Here is a 15286-nt window from a genome sequence, read left to right as displayed (position 1 = left end):
TTCCCTCCCTAAAGGGAGGGGGATAGGGAGGGGGATCAGGATCGATCCTCGACCGCCGCCACGTACGCCTCGATCGCCGACCGCGGCGCGCGGCCGAGCAGCCTCCGCAGCGTGCCCGCCGCCGCGACGCCCCCGCCGTCCAGGAAGCCGCCCGCGATCGCCGAGTACGTCCCGACGATCATCGGTATCTGAAAGTCCCGCTCCACCCACCCGGCGGCGGCCACGCGCGCCGCGTCCAGCGTGCCGGGCGCGTAGGAACCGCCGACCGCGGCCGCCAGCTCCGCCCCGCCCAGGGCGGTCTCGCCGACCAGCTCGTACACCGCACCGGCGTGCGGCGCGGGATCGGTGGCGATCCTGGCCGCCACCTCCGCCAGGTCGTCCCGGGCGACCGCGGCGAGCCGACCGGCACCCAGCGGCGCGGTGATCGTGCCATCGGGACCCGGCGCGGCGATCGCGGCGAGGAACTCCGCGTACAGGCCGTTACGCAGCACCGTCCAGCCCCGCAGTGTCGAGGCACGCAGCCTGCGCTCGGTCCAGCGGTGGGCGAGCGCGTACGCCAGGTGGTCGCCGTCGCCGCTCAGGCTGGTGTAGACGAGGTGGCTGACCCCGGCTTTCTCGGCCGCCGCGATCGCCGCTTCGTGGCGGGCGAGTACGACGTCGTCCTCCCCGAATCCGGCCGAGATCAGCAGCACGGTGTCCACTCCGGCGAACCCGTCGGCGAGCGACGTGGGGTCGTCGAAGTCGATGCGGCGCTCGCCAGCGGCGGGCGCGCGGGTGCCGAGTACGACGTCGGCGCGCCCGGCGAGCCGCCCGGCGATGAGCTTGCCCAGTCCGCCCGAGGCTCCGGTGATCAGCAGCATGGGATGGTTCCCCCCGTTTTCGTGGTTCTTCGTGGTGCGTGTTGACTGGAACCATCGTTATGGGCCGGGTGCGGGAGCGTAAGGAGGCACTTTGATGTCAGTAGGGCACACCGAGGTAACCGAGGTAACCGAGGTAGCCGGGGCGGCCGACCCGGTGATCCATTGCGAGACCCCACAGGGCGAGTGCGGGGTCCGGGACGTGCTGGACCGGCTCGGCGACAAGTGGTCCGTCTACGTCCTGGTCGAACTCACCACGGGCGTGCGCCGCTTCAAGGAGCTGCAGCGCGCGATACCCGGCGGCGTCTCGCAGCGCATGCTCACCCTCACGGTGCGCCGCCTGGAGCGCGACGGCCTGGTGAAGCGCACGGTCTACCCCACGGTTCCGCCGCAGGTCGAGTACGAGCTGACGCCGCTGGGCCGCAGCTTCTCGCACCCCGTCAAGGTGCTCGCCGACTGGTCCATCGCGCACCGCCCGGACATCGCCGCGTCGCGCGCCGCGTACGACGCCGACCACGCCGACCACGCCGACCACTCCGAATCGACGCCCCGCTGATGGACCAGTCGGAAGCCGCCACGCGGGCGGTCGAGCGGGCCTTCGCCGCCGCCCTGTACGCGGACGGCGACGACGGCCTCGACCTCGGCGCCTCGCTGCTCGCCGCCGCGCCCGCGCCGGAGACGGGCCGGGAATTGCTGCGCCGTGGCGCGGAGTTCGTGCGGCGCGCCTGGGAGCGTGGCTGGCAGCCCGCCGACGTCGTACGGCTGCTGCGCCGTGAGCTGCCGGACGCGCGGCACGCCCGTATCGCGGGTGACCTGATCGCCGCCGAGGCGCGCCGCTACACCCGGCTTGAGCCCCGGTGGGCCGGGCAACTGCGCGACCTGGACGCGGCCGAGCCCTGGTGGGGCGCGGACGACACCGGGTACGCCGACGCGCTGGCCCGCCGTGAGTCGGCGGATCGCTTCTCGCTCGCCACGGCCGTACTGGAGGTGCTCAGGCTGCTGCTCCGGCTGCCCGCGATCACGCCGGTCGGGGCGGTGCCGGGCGCCCCCGTCCACGTACCGCCGCCGCATCAGGAGTCCCGGCTGCTCACCCGTATCCGCGCCCTGCTCGCCAAGGCCGAGGCGACGGACTTCCCCGACGAGGCGGAGGCGCTCACCGCAAAGGCGCAGGAGCTGATGGCGCGGCACAGCGTCGATGAGGCGCTGCTCGCGGCCAAGGGCCCGTCGGGGGACGCCCCCGCCGCGTGCCGGATCGGGGTCGACGCCCCGTATGAGACGGCCAAGGCGATCCTGCTGGACGCGGCCGCGACCGCGAACCACTGCCGCGCGGTGTGGCAGGAGGCGCTGGGCTTCTCGACGGTGGTCGGCTTCGAGCCCGACCTGGAGTCGGTCGAGCTGCTCTATACGTCACTGCTGGTGCAGGGGAACGCGGCGATGGCGAAGGCCGAGGCTGCCCAGCGCGCGGCCGGGCGCAAGCGGACCAAGACGTTCCGTCAGTCGTTCCTGCTGGCCTACGCGCACCGCATCGGCACCCGTCTCTCGGACACGGCCGCGCGGGCCACCAGCGAGCGGGCTGCCAGCGAGGCGGGCGCGTCGTTCCTCCCGGTGCTGGCCGCGCGCGACGTCGCGGTCGCGGGGCGTACGGACCAGCTGTTCCCGGAGACGACGGCCACCCGGCTCCGTGGGGCCACGGACGAGGCCGGTTGGACCCACGGCACGGCGGCGGCGGACCGCGCGACGGGCCTGTAGCCACTACTGGCACGTAGGGGGCTGGCCTGCCCGCGGCCCCCACCGGACGTCAGGGCCGCGGTAGCGGCGTCCGCAAGCCGCCAGGCAGCTTGCCGTCATCGGACTTCTGGAAGGTCTCGTCGCCGAGCCCCTCCCAGGAGACCTTCATGGAGGTCGCGTCAACCGACTCGACGCGGCCCGCCGTGCGCGAGCTGTCGCCCTTGCACGTCAGCCGGAACGCCTGGCTGCCCTTGACGTCGCCCACCGAGCCGGAGCATGTGGTGCCCTCCAGGCCGAACAGCGCGGCCTTCTTGCCGTCGACGATCAGCCCGATCGGCTTGCCGTCCGTCATCGCGACCCAACTGCCGTCCAGGCTCGCGCTCTTCCCGTCGCCGCCGCTGCCACCACCCTCGCCATCACCGTCGCCCGAACCGCCACCCGTTCCGGCCGACGCGCCGGCGCTGGTCGTGGGCTTCGCGGTGTCCTTGTCGTCGGCGTTCCCGTCCGACCCGCTGTCACTACAGCCGGTCAGCGCGAGGGCGGCCGCGACACCAGCGGCGGCGGCACACAGACGCAGGTTACGTACACGTACGCGACGAACGGGCTTGAGCACGGGAAGTCCCCCAGAAGACTCGACAGTCGGCTCTACGGGAAAGATGTGAGAGCCGGGCCAAGCTACCAGGACGACTTACGCACCCCCGGCAGGAAGCCCGCGTGCGCCTGCTTGCGCAGATTGACCCGCGACAGCCCGAAGTTACGCAGATAGCCGCGCGGGCGACCGTCCACGCTGTCCCGGTTGCGCACCCGCGTCGCGCTTGCGTCCCGTGGCTGCGCCCGCAGTTCGCGCTGCGCGGCGAGGCGCTCGGCCTCGGGAGTGCTCGGCCTGCGGATGAGTTCCTTCAGCTCCGCCCGCCGGGCGGCGTACCGCGCGACGATCCGCTGGCGCTGCTCGTTCTTCGCGATCTTGCTCTGCTTGGCCATCAGACCTTCACCCCACGCGCGCGAATCCTGGCTACGGCCGCCTCGACCCCGATCGTGTCGATGGTCTTGATCCCCTTGGTGCTGAGGGTCAGTCGGACATGCCGTCCCTCGCTCTCCAGCCAGTACCGCTTGCGCTGGATGTTGGGGTCGAAGCGGCGCGGGCTGCGCCGGTGCGAGTGGGAGATGTTGTTGCCGAAGCCGGGCTGGCGGCCGGTCAGCATGCAGTGCGCGGACAAGGTGGCGTACCTCTCTTCCGTCGTGTTGGTAATGGAAACCGTTTCCATTTACTCTAGCCCACATGGCCCGCAACGAACTACGTCCCGTCATCAAGCTCAGGTCCACGGCGGGGACCGGCTTCACGTACGTCACCCGCAAGAACCGCCGTAACGACCCGGACCGCATGGTCCTGCGCAAGTTCGACCCGCGTGTCGGACGCCACGTCGACTTCAAGGAGGAGCGCTGACATGCAAGAGGGCATCCACCCCGCGTACGGACCGGTCGTCTTCCGGGACCGTGCGGCGAACTACTCCTTCCTCACCCGTTCCACGGCGACCAGCGACAAGACCATCGACTGGGAGGACGGCAACAGCTACCCGGTGATCGACGTCGAGATCTCCAGCGCGAGCCACCCCTTCTACACGGGCACCGCCCGCGTACTGGACACGGCCGGACGCGTGGAGCGCTTCGAGCAGCGCTACGGCCGACGCGGGGCCCACTGATGGCAGCGGAACCCCCCAAGCTGTTCGTCGCCATCGTCGGCGGCCTGCACTCCGACGCCCGTAAGGCGGCGGTGGACCGGCTGCTCGCGTCCGTGCCGGACAGCGTCGCGCTCCACCACGACCTGGCGACCGCCGTCCAGGGAACGGTGACCCGCACCGTCCGCGACCACACCGGCCTGCTGTCCAGCGGCGACGCACCGCTGGTCAATGACTGCGCCTGCTGCGCCCTGCGCGAGGACCTGGTCCCCGAGCTGGAGCGGCTGGCCGACAGCGGCCTGACCCGGCTCGCGGTCGTCGAACTGTGGGACTCCGTCGAGCCCAAGGCGATGGCCGAGGTGGTCGCGGCCAGCGGGCTGACGGTGAGCTCCGTGATCACCGCGGTCGACCCGGCACTGCTGCTTCCGTACCTCGCCAACGGCGACGACCTGATCGAGGCCGGCCTCGCGGCCGCCACCACCGATCAGCGCACCGTCGCCGACACCTGGGCCCGCCAGCTGGAGTACGCCCCGGTCCTGGCCGTCATCGAGAACGACGAGGCGGACGCCGAGGACCGGGCCCTGCTCGCCCAACTGCACCCCACCGCGCGGCAGATCCCCGTCGAGCGCGGCGCGGACCTGGCCGCCGCCGCGCTGGCCGGGTTCGATGTGGAGGCGGCCGCCGCCGCCCAGCACCCCGCCTGCGCGCTGCTCCCCCAAGAGGCGGACGACGCGGGTGTCGGTACGTATGTCTGGCATGCCCACCGCCCCTTCCACCCCGAGCGGCTCTACCAGGCCCTGGAGGACCTGACCTGCGCGGCGGCCCGCAGCCGTGGCCGCTTCTGGCTCGCCGACCGCCCGGACACCCTGCTGGCCTGGGACGCGGCCGGCGGCGCGCTCTGCGTGGAGAACGCCGGGCCCTGGCTGGCCTCGCTGCCGGACGCGGCCTGGGAGATGGTGCCCCCGGTCCGCCGCGCCGCGGCCGCCCTGGACTGGCACCCCGAACACGGCGACTGCTGCCAGCACCTGGTCTTCACCTCGCCCGGCCTGGACCGGGACGGCCTCTCCCAGGTCCTGGAGTCCTGCCTGCTCACCGATGCCGAATACGCCGCGGGACGCGATGCCTGGAAGCGGCTTCCGCCCGCCTTTGACACCCTCCTGGAGGTCTGATGTCCCCCCGCCGCTCCGACGGCCGCAAGCCCGGCAAGTCGCTCAAGCCCCGCCCCAACCCCCTTGACCAGGCAGGCATCACCTACGTCGACTACAAGGACACCGACCTGCTGCGGAAGTTCATCTCCGACCGCGGCAAGATCCGCAGCCGCCGGGTCACCCGGGTGACCGCCCAGCAGCAGCGCCAGTTGGCGCGTGCCATCAAGAACGCCCGGGAAATGGGGTTGCTCCCGTATTCCACCGCGGCGCGGTAAGGCGCGGTAACCAGAGAACCACCCCGCGTGCACGTGCATCCGTCCGTGCGTACGCATGTGAACGCAGCTATGATCCAGAGCAGTTGACCGTTACATCAACCGCCCTTAGATCATGACTGCGTTACCGGGGGAGCGACCTGTGGACCGCGCGTACAACGGCATGGCTGCCACAGAGCTCCACGGGGCTGTCTGGCAGAAGAGCAGGCACAGCAACTCCCAGGGCTCCTGCGTGGAGTTCGCCAAGCTGTCCGGTGGCCGGGTGGCGGTACGCAACTCACGCCACCCGGACGGGCCTGCCCTGGTCTACACGCGTGCCGAGATCGAGGCGATGCTCCTGGGCATCAAGGACGGCGAGTTCGACCACTTGATCTGACGCCCGTCAGCTTGAACTGACGCCTGTCAGCCGTACTTGGTCGGTTTCCAGCCGTACTAGTCCTCCGCCAGCCGGAACAGCGCCCAGACGACCTTCCCGCGCAGCGCCCCCGCCAGCGGGTGCCACCCCCAGCTGTCGCTGAACGACTCCACCAGGAACAGCCCGCGCCCGGACTCGGCGGAGAAGTCCGGGAGTTCCGGGAGTTCGGCCAGGTCGCCCGTGGGGTCCTGGCCGCCGCCGTGCGTCTGAGGCGGCCCCACCACGCTCGGGTCCCGTACCGCGCACACCAGCCGCGAGGCCCAGTGCATCAGGTGCAGCCGTACGGGGGCGTCCTCGTCCCGTGGTACGTCGGCGGAATCAGGAGGTGTGGCCCGCAGGGCCTCGGGTGAAGGGTGGTGGTGGGAGAGGGGCAGGCCGTGCCGCAGCGCGTTGGTGACCAACTCCGAGACGACCAGGGCCACATCGTCGAAGCGGTCGTCCAGGTTCCAGTCGCCCAGGGTCCGGTGGGTGAACTTCCGTGCTCCGCGGACCGCTTCGTACCGTGCGGGCAGCGTGCAGGACGCGGCGCTCGACACGGCCGAGGGGTCTATCGGTGGAAGCCCCTGCCGTAACGGCTCGAGCATGGTCGATCCATTCGTCCCCATGCGAGGCACTCCCCGTTTTCGCGGTCCTGGCGATGTTGCGGTGGTGCGCGGGCCCCATCGTTCCGAATGCGTAGACCGGATGCAAGGGCAGATGCACGTGCACGCGCCGGAGTTGGGCACTCCCGTACCGGTTCTTGCTCTTTTCTTCCTACGTTCACTTTCGTAGTCATCCCGTAAGGGAGTCGTTTCTGTAACCGAACAAGTACGGGCCGGAGCGTTTTAATGGCAGACTTCAGGCGCCGGGGGCCGGGTGCGACACGGGAGGGTGAACCGAGTGATGACCGCAGAGTCGAGTGGCTCGGTGGTAAGGCGGATCTTGCTGGGCTCACAGCTCAGGCGCCTTCGGGAAGAGCGTGGCATCACCAGGGAGCAGGCCGGCTACTCGATCCGTGCCTCTGAATCGAAGATCAGCCGGGTGGAGTTGGGCAGGGTGAGCTTCAAGGCCAGGGATGTCGAGGACCTGCTGACGCTGTACGGCGTCACGGCCGAGTCCGAACGCGGCCCGCTGCTTGCCCTCGCCAAGGAGGCCAATGTCGCGGGCTGGTGGCACAGCTACTCCGATGTGCTGCCCGGCTGGTTCCAGACGTACGTCGGCCTGGAGGGCGCCGCGTCCCTGATCCGGGTCTACGAGGTCCAGTTCGTGCACGGCCTGTTGCAGACCGAGGCGTACGCGCGCGCCGTCGTCCTGCGGGGATCGCCCCGCCTGGGCACGGCCGAGGTCGAGCGACGGGTCGCCCTGCGCCTGGAGCGGCAGAAGGCGCTGGTCTCCGAGCGCGCGCCCCGCTTCCACTGCGTACTGGACGAGGCGGCGCTGCGCCGTCCGTACGGCGACCGTGACGTGATGCGCGGCCAGCTGGAGCACCTCATCGAGTTCTCCGAGCGGCCCAACGTCACCCTGCAGGTCATGCCGTTCAGCTTCGGCGGCCACTCGGGCGAGTCCGGCTCCTTCGCGCTGCTGCGCTTCCCGGAGTCCGATCTCTCGGACGTCGTCTATCTGGAGCAGCTGACCAGCGCGCTCTATCTCGACAAGCGCGAGGAGGTCGCCCAGTACGAGCGGGTCATGGAGCGCCTCCAGCAGGACAGCCCGGGCCCGGAGCAGAGCCGTGACCTGCTCCGTGGCCTGCTTCAACTCTCCTGAGGCGCAAGCGCGTTGAGGCATCAGTACGATGACGGAACATCAGTACGTCAACTACGTCAGCCACGTCGAAGCCTTGACGCTAAGGGGTCGCATGTCCATCTTCACTGATCTCGCTCAGCAGTACATAGACGGCGAATGGCGCCCCGGCAGCGGCTCCTGGGACATCATCGACTTCAACCCGTACGACGGTGAGAAGCTGGCCGCGATCACCGTCGCCACGGCCGATGAGGTGGACCAGGCCTACAGAGCCGCCGAGCGTGCGCAGAAGAGCTGGGCCAAGACCAACGCGTACGCCAGGCGGGCGGTCATCGAGCGGGCGCTGCGGATCATCGAGGAGCGGGAGCAGGAGCTCTCCGAGGCGATCATCGCCGAGCTGGGCGGCACCCCGCTGAAGGCCGCCTTCGAACTGCACCTGGCCAAGGAGTTCCTGCGCGAGGCGATCCAGGTGGCGCTGCGGCCCGAGGGGCGGATCATCCCCTCGCCGACCGACGGCAAGGAGAACCGCGTCTACCGCGTCCCGGTCGGCGTCGTGGGCGTCATCAGCCCCTTCAACTTCCCCTTCCTGCTGTCGCTGAAGTCGGTCGCCCCGGCGCTGGCGCTCGGCAACGCGGTGGTGCTCAAGCCGCACCAGAACACGCCGATCTGCGGCGGGTCCCTGGTGGCCAAGGTGATGGAGGACGCGGGCCTGCCGCCGGGCCTGCTCAACGTGGTCATCACCGACATCGCGGAGATCGGGGACGCGCTGCTGGAGCACCCGGTCCCCAAGGTCATCTCGTTCACCGGCTCCGACAAGGTCGGGCGGCATGTCGCGACCGTCTGCGCCGCGCACTTCAAGCACGCCGTCCTGGAGCTGGGCGGCAACAGCGCGCTGGTCGTCCTGGAGGACGCCGACCTGGACTACGCCGTCGACGCGGCGGTCTTCAGCCGTTTCGTCCACCAGGGCCAGGTCTGTATGGCCGCCAACCGCATCCTGGTGGACCGCTCGATCGAGGCGGAGTTCACCGAGCGGTTCGTCGCCAAGGTCAAGACCCTCAAGACCGGCGACCCGCGCGAGGCGGGCACCGTGATCGGCCCGGTCATCAACGCCTCGCAGGCCGAGTCGCTCACCTCGGTGGTCGAGCAGGCCATCGCCGAGGGGGCCACCGCGCTCGTGCACGGCCGTACGGTCGGCACGCTGGTGGAGCCGAGTGTGCTCGCCGGTCTGCCGGGCGACTCGGAGCTCCTGCGGCAGGAGATCTTCGGCCCCGTGGCGCTGATCGTCCCCTTCGACGGCGAGGACGAGGCGGTACGGATCGCCAACGACACTCCGTACGGCCTCAGCGGGGCCGTGCACACGGCTGACATCGAGCGTGGCGTGAACTTCGCGCGGCAGATCGACTCCGGGATGTTCCACGTCAACGACAGCACGGTGCACGACGAGCCGCCGGTGCCGTTCGGCGGCGAGGGGAACTCCGGGCTCGGCCGCCTCAACGGCGACTCGACGCTGGAGGCGTTCACCACCCAGAAGTGGATCTCCGTGCAGCACGGCAGGAGCCAGTTCCCGTTCTGACCCGGGAGCGGCTGGGGGAGTTGTTGGTCCGAATGGCTGATGCGGACCCTTGCGGACGGGGGCTGACCGCAAGGGTCCGTAGCGTGGTGGGTGTCAAAGGAACAGCACAGCACCACCCCAGCGAAAGGCGGCCCTTTCCATGGTCACTCACGTCAACGCCGAAGCCCCTGGTGACGAGCGCGGCGCCCTGCTGGGCTTTCTCGACGAGGCGCGTGGCGGTATCCGCCGTTCCCTGCTCGGACTGACCGACGAGCAGGCGTCGACCGCGCCAAGCGCCAGCGAACTCTCGCTGGCCGGGCTGCTCAAGCATGTGACCGAGGTCGAACAGGGCTGGATGGCCCGGGCCAGGGGCGAGCAGCCGGCCGTGGCGCGCGACGAGTCGAACTGGCACGAGTGCTTCCGGCTGGTCGGCGACGAGACCGTCGCGCAGCAACTGGCCCTGTGGGAGAAAGTCTCCCAGCAGACCGAGGAGTTCATTCGTACGGTGCCGAGTCTGGACGACACCTTCGCGCTGCCGGACGACCCGTGGCTGCCCAAGGAGAACGTCTCGATGCGCTGGGTGATGCTCCGGCTCATCAGCGAGATGGACCGGCACGCGGGCCACGCCGACATCATCCGCGAGACGCTGGACGGCAAGACGGCGTTCGAACTGATCGCGCTCCAGAGCGCCGAGAGCCGCGCCTAGGGCTGGACAAGAAGTCACGACAGGTCGCCCATCGTCCTCTCCGCCATGGAGGTAGCCTAGTCAAAGTTGAATACAAAGGGAGAGGGAGTGGGTCATGTCAGCCATCCGGCTTCTGGTGCTCGGCGCGATCCGCCAGCACGGGCAGGCACACGGCTACCAGGTGCGCAACGACCTGGAGTACTGGGGCGCCCATGAGTGGTCCAACGCCAAGCCCGGGTCGATCTACCACGCGCTGAAGCAGATGGCGAAGCAGGGCCTGCTGAAGGCGCACGAGATCGCCCCCTCCACGGCCGGTGGCCCCCCGCGTACCGAGTACGAGGTCACCGAGCACGGCACCGAGGAGTATTTCGCGCTGCTGCGCGAGGCACTGCGCACGTACGACCAGAAGGCGGACGTGCTGTCCGCGGGCATCGGCCTGATCGTCGACCTGCCGCGCGACGAGGCCGTCGCGCTGCTCCGCGAGCGGGTCGCGGGCTTCAGGGAGTGGCGGCGCTCGGTCACCGAGTACTACACGCCCGAGGAGGGGCCCCAGTCGCTGGGCCATATCGGCGAGCTCATGAACCTGTGGGTGCACCAGGCGGACGCCGGGGCGGAGTGGACCGAGGGTCTGGTCGAGCGGATCGAGTCGGGCGCGTACACCTTCGCCGGTGAGGGGCAGCCGTTCGTGGGCGTACTGGGCGAGGGCGAGGAGAATCCGTACGCGACGGGGGTGCCGCACGCGGAGGATCAGCGCTAGGCGCGCGCACAGTGTCAGCACGGTGCCAGTGCCAGCACAGTGCCAGTGCCCTCAGTGGTGGAAAGCCGTCGCCCTCGCCTCGCCCTGACCCAGCGGGTGCGGCTGGCGCCGCAGTTCCGGAAGCAGCCGCCGCAGGTCGTCCACCAGCAGCTGCGCGAGGTCGGCCGAGAAGCCGTTGCGGCAGACCACGCGCAGGACGGACAGATCCCGCCGGTTCGCCGGGAAGGTGTACGCGGGCACCAGCCAGCCGTGCTCGCGCAGCCGCCGGGACACGTCGAAGACGTCGTACGCCCGCACATCCGGCGCCATGGTGAAGGCGAAGACCGGCAACTCATCGCCATGGGTGAGCAGCACGAAGTCGCCAAGGGAGTCGATCCGCTCCGCGAGGGCCCGAGCGACATCCCGCGTCGACTGCTGGACGGACCGGAAGCCCGCGCGGCCCAGGCGCAGAAACGTGTAGTACTGGGCGACCACCTGGGCTCCGGGCCGGGAGAAGTTCAGGGCGAACGTCGGCATGTCGCCGCCCAGGTAGTTCACGCGGAAGACCAGTTCGTCGGGCAACTCCGCCGCCGACCGCCACAGCGCCCAGCCGACACCGGGATAGACCAGGCCGTACTTGTGCCCGGAGGTGTTGATGGAGGAGACCCGCGGCAGCCGGAAGTCCCAGACCAGATCCTCGTCGAGGAAGGGGGCGACCATGGCCCCCGAGGCGCCGTCGACATGCACGGGGATGTCGAGCCCGGTGCGCTCCTCCAGCGCGTCGAGAGCCGCGCAGATCTCCGCCACGGGCTCGTACGAGCCGTCGAAGGTCGAGCCGAGTACGGCGATCACGCCGATGGTGTTCTCGTCGCAGAGCTCGGCGGCGGCCCCCGGGTCGAGATGGAAACGCTCCCCCTCCATGGGCACCTGACGCGCCTCGACCTCCCAGAAGGCGCAGAACTTCTCCCAGCAGACCTGGACGTTGACGCCCATCACCAGGTTGGGGCGCGCGGAGGCCGGGTAACGGTCGGCGTTCCGCCGCGCCCAGCGCCGCTTCAGCGCCATGCCCGCGAGCATGCAGGCCTCGCTGGAGCCGGTGGTCGAACAGCCCACGGCGGCCGACGGGTCGGGGGCGTTCCACAGGTCGGCGAGCATCGTCACACAGCGCCGCTCCAACTCGGCCGTGCGTGGGTACTCATCCTTGTCAATCATGTTCTTGTCCCGGCACTCCGCCATCAGGACCGTGGCCTGCGGCTCCATCCAGGTGGTGACGAAGGTGGCCAGGTTGAGCCGGGAGTTGCCGTCGAGCATCAGCTCGTCATGGACCAGCTGATACGCGAGTGAGGGGGCGAGCGGACCGTCCGGCAGCCGGTGCCGGGGCGGGGCGGAGACCATCCCGGCCGCCGGGTCGGCCTCGACGAAGGGATTGAGGGAGAGCGCGCGGTCGGGGTCGCCGACGCCTCGGTGCAGTGCTGCCACGTACGGCCTTCCTCAGCTCGCGCGGCTGGCGGCTAGTCCTCGTCCTCGGCGGCGGCCAGTCCCCGTTTCAGGGCCCGGGTCATCTTGACGACCCGCTCGGCCTGCACCTTGGCGGCGGTCAGGGTCGTCTCCTCCACCGCCAGCTCACCCTCGCCGCCCGAGACATGCGAGGTGCCGTACGGGTTGCCGTCGGTGAACTTGCTGGGGTCGGTGTAGCCGGGGGCGACCAGGATGCCGCCGAAATGGTGCATGGTGTTGTAGAGGGCGAGCAGCGTCGACTCCTGCCCGCCGTGCAGGGTGGCCGACGCGGTGAATCCGCTGTAGACCTTGTCGGCCAGCTTCCCTTCCTGCCACAGGCCGCCCAGGGTGTCGAGGTACTGCTTCAGCTGCGAGGTGACGTTCCCGTACCGGGTGGGCGAGCCGAACAGCACGGCGTCCGCCCAGACCATGTCATCCGGTGTGGCCTCAGGGATATCGGCGGTGGCCTTCGCGTTGGCGGCCCAGGCCGGGTTGGAGTCGATCGCGGACTGCGGGGCGAGCTCCTGCACCCTGCGCAGCCGTACCTCCGCCCCGGACCGCTCCGCGGTCTCGGCCAGCTCCTTGGCGATCTCGGCCACGGTGCCGGTGGACGAGTAGTAGATGACGGCGACGTTCACGGGCGTGGGCGTGGTCATGGGGGCTCCTTTGCCGTGCTGGATGCCACGCGGTTCACAGTATGTGGACAAACCCGACATGGCAGCTCGAGAGAAACCGGGCTTGCACCTCACGCGACGTGAGGCATCAGGCTCAGTGACGTACCGAGCACGACGAACACACGACGACACGAAGAGAGCGGGCGATGAGCTACTCAGTAGGACAGGTCGCCGGTTTCGCCGGGGTCACGGTGCGCACTTTGCACCACTACGACGAGATCGGACTGCTCAGCCCGAGCGGCCGCAGCCACGCGGGCCACCGGCGTTACGACGACCGGGACCTGGACCGGCTGCAGCAGATCCTGTTCTACCGGGAGCTCGGATTCCCGCTCGACGAGGTGGCGGCCCTGCTGGACGACCCGGAAACGGACCCGCGGGAGCACCTGCGGCGCCAGCACGACCTGCTGTCCGCCCGGATCGTCAAGCTCCAGGAGATGGCCGCCGCCGTCGAAACCGCCATGGAGGCACAGAAGATGGGCATCAACCTCACACCCGAGGAGAAGTTCGAGGTCTTCGGGGACTTCGACCCCGACGCGTACACGGAGGAGGCCGCCCAGCGCTGGGGCGACTCCGACGCCTACAAGGAGTCGCGGCGCAGGACCGCCAGCTACACCAAGGAGGACTGGCAGCGCATCAACGACGAGTTCGCCGCGATCCACGCCCGGATGGGCGACCTGCTCGCCCGGGGCCTCCCGGCCGACTCCGCCGAGGCGATGGACGTCGCCGAGGAGCACCGCGGCTTCATCTCACGGCACCACTACGCGTGTTCGTACGACATCCACACCGGCCTCGGCGAGATGTACGTCGCGGACGAGCGCTTCACCGCGTTCTACGAGTCCATCCGGCCCGGCCTCGCGGCGTACCTGCGCGACGCGATCCGGGCGAACGCCGCGCGCAACAGCTGACGGGCCGCTCCGCACTCGCTTACCTGGCAGGTAATCGAGTGCGGAGCACGGCCATGCCACGATCGTTCGCGTACGAAGCCCGACCGCCTGCCCGACCGACCGACTCACGGAACGGGAGGACGCCACGCCCGGCGTCCCCGAGGGCTACGACCCGACGGGCGTCGCCCAGGCGATCCGCGAGGCCCTGCCCGCCGAGTAGCGCGGCGTCGCCCCCAGGACGGTCAGGTCGCCCCCAGGACGGTCAGTCTTGGCGGGAGCCCGAGGGCACGCGCGCGTGGCGGCCGCGCTTGGGGGTGGTGGGCGGCTCCGGGGGCTTGCCCTGCGCGCGGTGTTCCCACACCAGTACGGCGATCACGACGGCGGCGCCGAGCGCGACCAGACCGAAGGTCAGACCGACCGAGCCACTGGGGGAGAGCAGGTTGCGGTCGTCGTCCTGCCAGGGCCACAGCGCCCGCAGCGAACCGGCCATCAGGCCGGTCATCACGACCAGCGTCATGTGGTGGTAGTTCTCAAGGAGCCACTTCAGCAGCTTCACGAAGAGCGCGAGCCCCACCACACAGCCCAGCGCGAAGGCCCCGACATAGCCGAAGTCGCGCTCGTTCACGGCGTCGATCGTCGGCTCGTAGAGGCCCATGGTCAGCAGGAGGAACGAGCCGGAGATGCCCGGCAGCACCAGCGCGCAGATGGCGATCGAGCCCGAGAGGGCGACCACCACCGGGTTGGTGGGCATGTTGCCGGGCGGCAGCCCGGTCAGGGTGAAGGCACCCACCGCGAACACCAGGCAGAGCACATAGTTCCCGGCGGTCCAGCGCTGCCCCGAGCCGGAGTACGGCACCCACAGCGAGGCGAGGACCAGGCCGAAGAACGTGGCGTACGCGAACTGCGGGTGCTCCTCGACCACGGGGGCGATCAGCTTGGCCGCGAGCACCAGGGCCGCCGCCATGCCCACCAGGAGCGGGACCAGGACGCTCCAGTCGACGTTCCTGAGCTCGGCCTTGGCCCGGGCGCCGCCGCGTCCGCGCGGCAGGTCGCTCACGGCCAGCCGCAGGGCGCTGGTGACATGACCGGCGCCGCCGATCAGCTTCTCGTACACGCCGGTGATCAGGGCGACGGTGCCGCCGCTGACGCCGGGCACGGCCTCCGCGGTGCCGATGAGCGCGCCACGGAAGGCGTTGAAGACGTGGTGGCCGGATGGCTTCGCCATGATCTCCTGTTTTCGACTTTCGGCTCTTGGCCGTGATCCGGCCCTCGGCCGGGTTTCGGCTCTGGGGCGAGGCTCGGCGCTCGGCAGCGGAAGGGCAGCAGGCGACTATCGTAGGCGCCGCGTCGGCATGCCTGTAGCCGGGATGCCGGTAGCAGGGACGCGCTCGGGATGCGCCCGGCGGCTTCCGGGGGCCTGTGGCAGGCACCCTCAGAAGCCGC

The 15286-nt window shown here is 70.2% G+C and carries 20 protein-coding genes; 12 read left to right on the top strand and 8 right to left on the bottom strand.

From position 1 onward, the window contains the following. Positions 1-35 precede the first annotated feature (35 nt). Complete coding sequence (locus GCN81_RS28175) at positions 36-860, bottom strand: NAD(P)H-binding protein (RefSeq protein WP_156727401.1); 825 nt, start codon at positions 858-860, stop codon at positions 36-38. 94 nt (positions 861-954) lie between these two features. Here GCN81_RS28175 and GCN81_RS28170 point away from each other — a divergent pair, with 94 nt between their 5' ends. Together GCN81_RS28170 and GCN81_RS28165 are read left to right on the top strand one after the other, a co-directional pair. Continuing rightward, complete coding sequence (locus GCN81_RS28170) at positions 955-1413, top strand: winged helix-turn-helix transcriptional regulator (RefSeq protein ID WP_156727400.1); 459 nt, start codon at positions 955-957, stop codon at positions 1411-1413. Next, positions 1413-2606: a DUF2786 domain-containing protein gene (locus GCN81_RS28165; RefSeq protein WP_156727399.1), complete on the top strand. Its 1194-nt coding sequence runs from the start codon at positions 1413-1415 to the stop codon at positions 2604-2606. Before GCN81_RS28170 ends, GCN81_RS28165 begins: the two co-directional genes overlap by 1 nt. 49 nt (positions 2607-2655) lie before the next feature. On the opposite strand, the gene GCN81_RS28160 is transcribed toward GCN81_RS28165, so the two are convergent. From GCN81_RS28160 to rpmB, 3 genes are all read right to left on the bottom strand, one after another. Beyond that, the gene (locus GCN81_RS28160; RefSeq protein WP_231627027.1) at positions 2656-3198 is read right to left on the bottom strand and encodes a hypothetical protein; all 543 of its coding nucleotides are present in this window, start codon (positions 3196-3198) and stop codon (positions 2656-2658) included. Positions 3199-3260: 62 nt separating this feature from the next. Further along, positions 3261-3566 carry a 30S ribosomal protein S14 gene (gene rpsN / locus GCN81_RS28155; protein WP_156727398.1) on the bottom strand — a complete coding sequence of 102 codons (306 nt, stop codon included), beginning with the start codon at positions 3564-3566 and terminating at the stop codon, positions 3261-3263. Continuing rightward, complete coding sequence (gene rpmB, locus GCN81_RS28150) at positions 3566-3802, bottom strand: 50S ribosomal protein L28 (protein ID WP_156727426.1); 237 nt, start codon at positions 3800-3802, stop codon at positions 3566-3568. The genes rpsN and rpmB overlap by 1 nt, the downstream gene beginning before the upstream one ends. A 62-nt stretch (positions 3803-3864) precedes the next feature. Between rpmB and rpmG the strand changes: the two genes are divergently transcribed. The 5 genes from rpmG (at position 3865) to GCN81_RS28125 (ending at position 6057) form a co-directional block, all read left to right on the top strand. Next, complete coding sequence (rpmG, locus tag GCN81_RS28145) at positions 3865-4029, top strand: 50S ribosomal protein L33 (RefSeq protein ID WP_156727397.1); 165 nt, start codon at positions 3865-3867, stop codon at positions 4027-4029. A gap of 1 nt (position 4030) precedes the next feature. Then, positions 4031-4285 carry a type B 50S ribosomal protein L31 gene (locus tag GCN81_RS28140; protein ID WP_156727396.1) on the top strand — a complete coding sequence of 85 codons (255 nt, stop codon included), beginning with the start codon at positions 4031-4033 and terminating at the stop codon, positions 4283-4285. Further along, on the top strand, positions 4285-5430 hold the full coding sequence (locus tag GCN81_RS28135) for a CobW family GTP-binding protein (protein ID WP_156727395.1): 1146 nt from the start codon (positions 4285-4287) through the stop codon (positions 5428-5430). The genes GCN81_RS28140 and GCN81_RS28135 overlap by 1 nt, the downstream gene beginning before the upstream one ends. Further along, positions 5430-5684, top strand: coding sequence for a 30S ribosomal protein S18 (gene rpsR, locus GCN81_RS28130; RefSeq protein ID WP_156727394.1), 255 nt, complete (start codon positions 5430-5432; stop codon positions 5682-5684). Before GCN81_RS28135 ends, rpsR begins: the two co-directional genes overlap by 1 nt. 139 nt (positions 5685-5823) lie before the next feature. Beyond that, positions 5824-6057: a DUF397 domain-containing protein gene (locus GCN81_RS28125; protein WP_156727425.1), complete on the top strand. Its 234-nt coding sequence runs from the start codon at positions 5824-5826 to the stop codon at positions 6055-6057. Between the two features lie 56 nt (positions 6058-6113). Here the strand turns inward: GCN81_RS28125 and GCN81_RS28120 are convergent, their stop codons facing one another. Further along, entirely contained in the window at positions 6114-6701 is a 588-nt protein-coding gene (locus GCN81_RS28120) for an ATP-binding protein (RefSeq protein ID WP_156727393.1), read from the bottom strand. A gap of 277 nt (positions 6702-6978) precedes the next feature. Between GCN81_RS28120 and GCN81_RS28115 the strand changes: the two genes are divergently transcribed. From GCN81_RS28115 to GCN81_RS28100, 4 genes are all read left to right on the top strand, one after another. Continuing rightward, the gene (locus tag GCN81_RS28115; RefSeq protein ID WP_156727392.1) at positions 6979-7839 is read left to right on the top strand and encodes a helix-turn-helix domain-containing protein; all 861 of its coding nucleotides are present in this window, start codon (positions 6979-6981) and stop codon (positions 7837-7839) included. A 91-nt stretch (positions 7840-7930) separates the two neighbouring features. Next, on the top strand, positions 7931-9388 hold the full coding sequence (locus GCN81_RS28110) for an aldehyde dehydrogenase family protein (RefSeq protein WP_156727391.1): 1458 nt from the start codon (positions 7931-7933) through the stop codon (positions 9386-9388). Between the two features lie 139 nt (positions 9389-9527). Then, positions 9528-10073, top strand: a complete 546-nt coding sequence (locus GCN81_RS28105; protein WP_156727390.1) for a DinB family protein — start codon at positions 9528-9530, stop codon at positions 10071-10073. 94 nt (positions 10074-10167) lie between these two features. Beyond that, positions 10168-10809, top strand: coding sequence for a PadR family transcriptional regulator (locus GCN81_RS28100; protein WP_156727389.1), 642 nt, complete (start codon positions 10168-10170; stop codon positions 10807-10809). Between the two features lie 51 nt (positions 10810-10860). On the opposite strand, the gene GCN81_RS28095 is transcribed toward GCN81_RS28100, so the two are convergent. Together GCN81_RS28095 and wrbA are read right to left on the bottom strand one after the other, a co-directional pair. Continuing rightward, on the bottom strand, positions 10861-12267 hold the full coding sequence (locus GCN81_RS28095) for a glutamate decarboxylase (protein ID WP_231627025.1): 1407 nt from the start codon (positions 12265-12267) through the stop codon (positions 10861-10863). A 32-nt stretch (positions 12268-12299) separates the two neighbouring features. Next, entirely contained in the window at positions 12300-12941 is a 642-nt protein-coding gene (wrbA, locus tag GCN81_RS28090) for an NAD(P)H:quinone oxidoreductase (protein ID WP_156727388.1), read from the bottom strand. 164 nt (positions 12942-13105) lie between these two features. Here wrbA and GCN81_RS28085 point away from each other — a divergent pair, with 164 nt between their 5' ends. Then, the gene (locus GCN81_RS28085) at positions 13106-13864 is read left to right on the top strand and encodes a MerR family transcriptional regulator (RefSeq protein WP_156727387.1); all 759 of its coding nucleotides are present in this window, start codon (positions 13106-13108) and stop codon (positions 13862-13864) included. Positions 13865-14105: 241 nt separating this feature from the next. Here GCN81_RS28085 and GCN81_RS28080 read toward each other — a convergent pair whose 3' ends face one another. After that, complete coding sequence (locus GCN81_RS28080) at positions 14106-15068, bottom strand: DUF368 domain-containing protein (RefSeq protein ID WP_156727386.1); 963 nt, start codon at positions 15066-15068, stop codon at positions 14106-14108. Between the last annotated feature and the right edge of the window lie 218 nt (positions 15069-15286).

The sequence above is a fragment of the Streptomyces apocyni genome (assembly GCF_009739465.1).
Taxonomy (GTDB): Bacteria; Actinomycetota; Actinomycetes; order Streptomycetales; family Streptomycetaceae; genus Streptomyces; species Streptomyces apocyni.
Note: the sequence above shows the minus strand (reverse complement) of the source record. Positions and strands in the feature narration are given on the sequence as shown.

Bases quoted from the DNA above. Each gene is read 5' to 3' on its own strand.
- rpsN (WP_156727398.1), bottom strand. From the start codon at position 3,566: ATGGCCAAGCAGAGCAAGATCGCGAAGAACGAGCAGCGCCAGCGGATC.
- GCN81_RS28170 (WP_156727400.1), top strand. From the start codon at position 955: ATGTCAGTAGGGCACACCGAGGTAACCGAGGTAACCGAGGTAGCCGGG.
- wrbA (WP_156727388.1), bottom strand. From the start codon at position 12,941: ATGACCACGCCCACGCCCGTGAACGTCGCCGTCATCTACTACTCGTCC.
- GCN81_RS28100 (WP_156727389.1), top strand. From the start codon at position 10,168: ATGTCAGCCATCCGGCTTCTGGTGCTCGGCGCGATCCGCCAGCACGGG.
- rpsR (WP_156727394.1), top strand. From the start codon at position 5,430: ATGTCCCCCCGCCGCTCCGACGGCCGCAAGCCCGGCAAGTCGCTCAAG.
- rpmG (WP_156727397.1), top strand. From the start codon at position 3,865: ATGGCCCGCAACGAACTACGTCCCGTCATCAAGCTCAGGTCCACGGCG.
- GCN81_RS28110 (WP_156727391.1), top strand. From the start codon at position 7,931: ATGTCCATCTTCACTGATCTCGCTCAGCAGTACATAGACGGCGAATGG.
- GCN81_RS28080 (WP_156727386.1), bottom strand. From the start codon at position 15,068: ATGGCGAAGCCATCCGGCCACCACGTCTTCAACGCCTTCCGTGGCGCG.
- GCN81_RS28140 (WP_156727396.1), top strand. From the start codon at position 4,031: ATGCAAGAGGGCATCCACCCCGCGTACGGACCGGTCGTCTTCCGGGAC.
- GCN81_RS28175 (WP_156727401.1), bottom strand. From the start codon at position 860: ATGCTGCTGATCACCGGAGCCTCGGGCGGACTGGGCAAGCTCATCGCC.
- GCN81_RS28165 (WP_156727399.1), top strand. From the start codon at position 1,413: ATGGACCAGTCGGAAGCCGCCACGCGGGCGGTCGAGCGGGCCTTCGCC.
- GCN81_RS28105 (WP_156727390.1), top strand. From the start codon at position 9,528: ATGGTCACTCACGTCAACGCCGAAGCCCCTGGTGACGAGCGCGGCGCC.
- GCN81_RS28135 (WP_156727395.1), top strand. From the start codon at position 4,285: ATGGCAGCGGAACCCCCCAAGCTGTTCGTCGCCATCGTCGGCGGCCTG.
- GCN81_RS28120 (WP_156727393.1), bottom strand. From the start codon at position 6,701: ATGGGGACGAATGGATCGACCATGCTCGAGCCGTTACGGCAGGGGCTT.
- GCN81_RS28115 (WP_156727392.1), top strand. From the start codon at position 6,979: ATGACCGCAGAGTCGAGTGGCTCGGTGGTAAGGCGGATCTTGCTGGGC.
- GCN81_RS28085 (WP_156727387.1), top strand. From the start codon at position 13,106: ATGAGCTACTCAGTAGGACAGGTCGCCGGTTTCGCCGGGGTCACGGTG.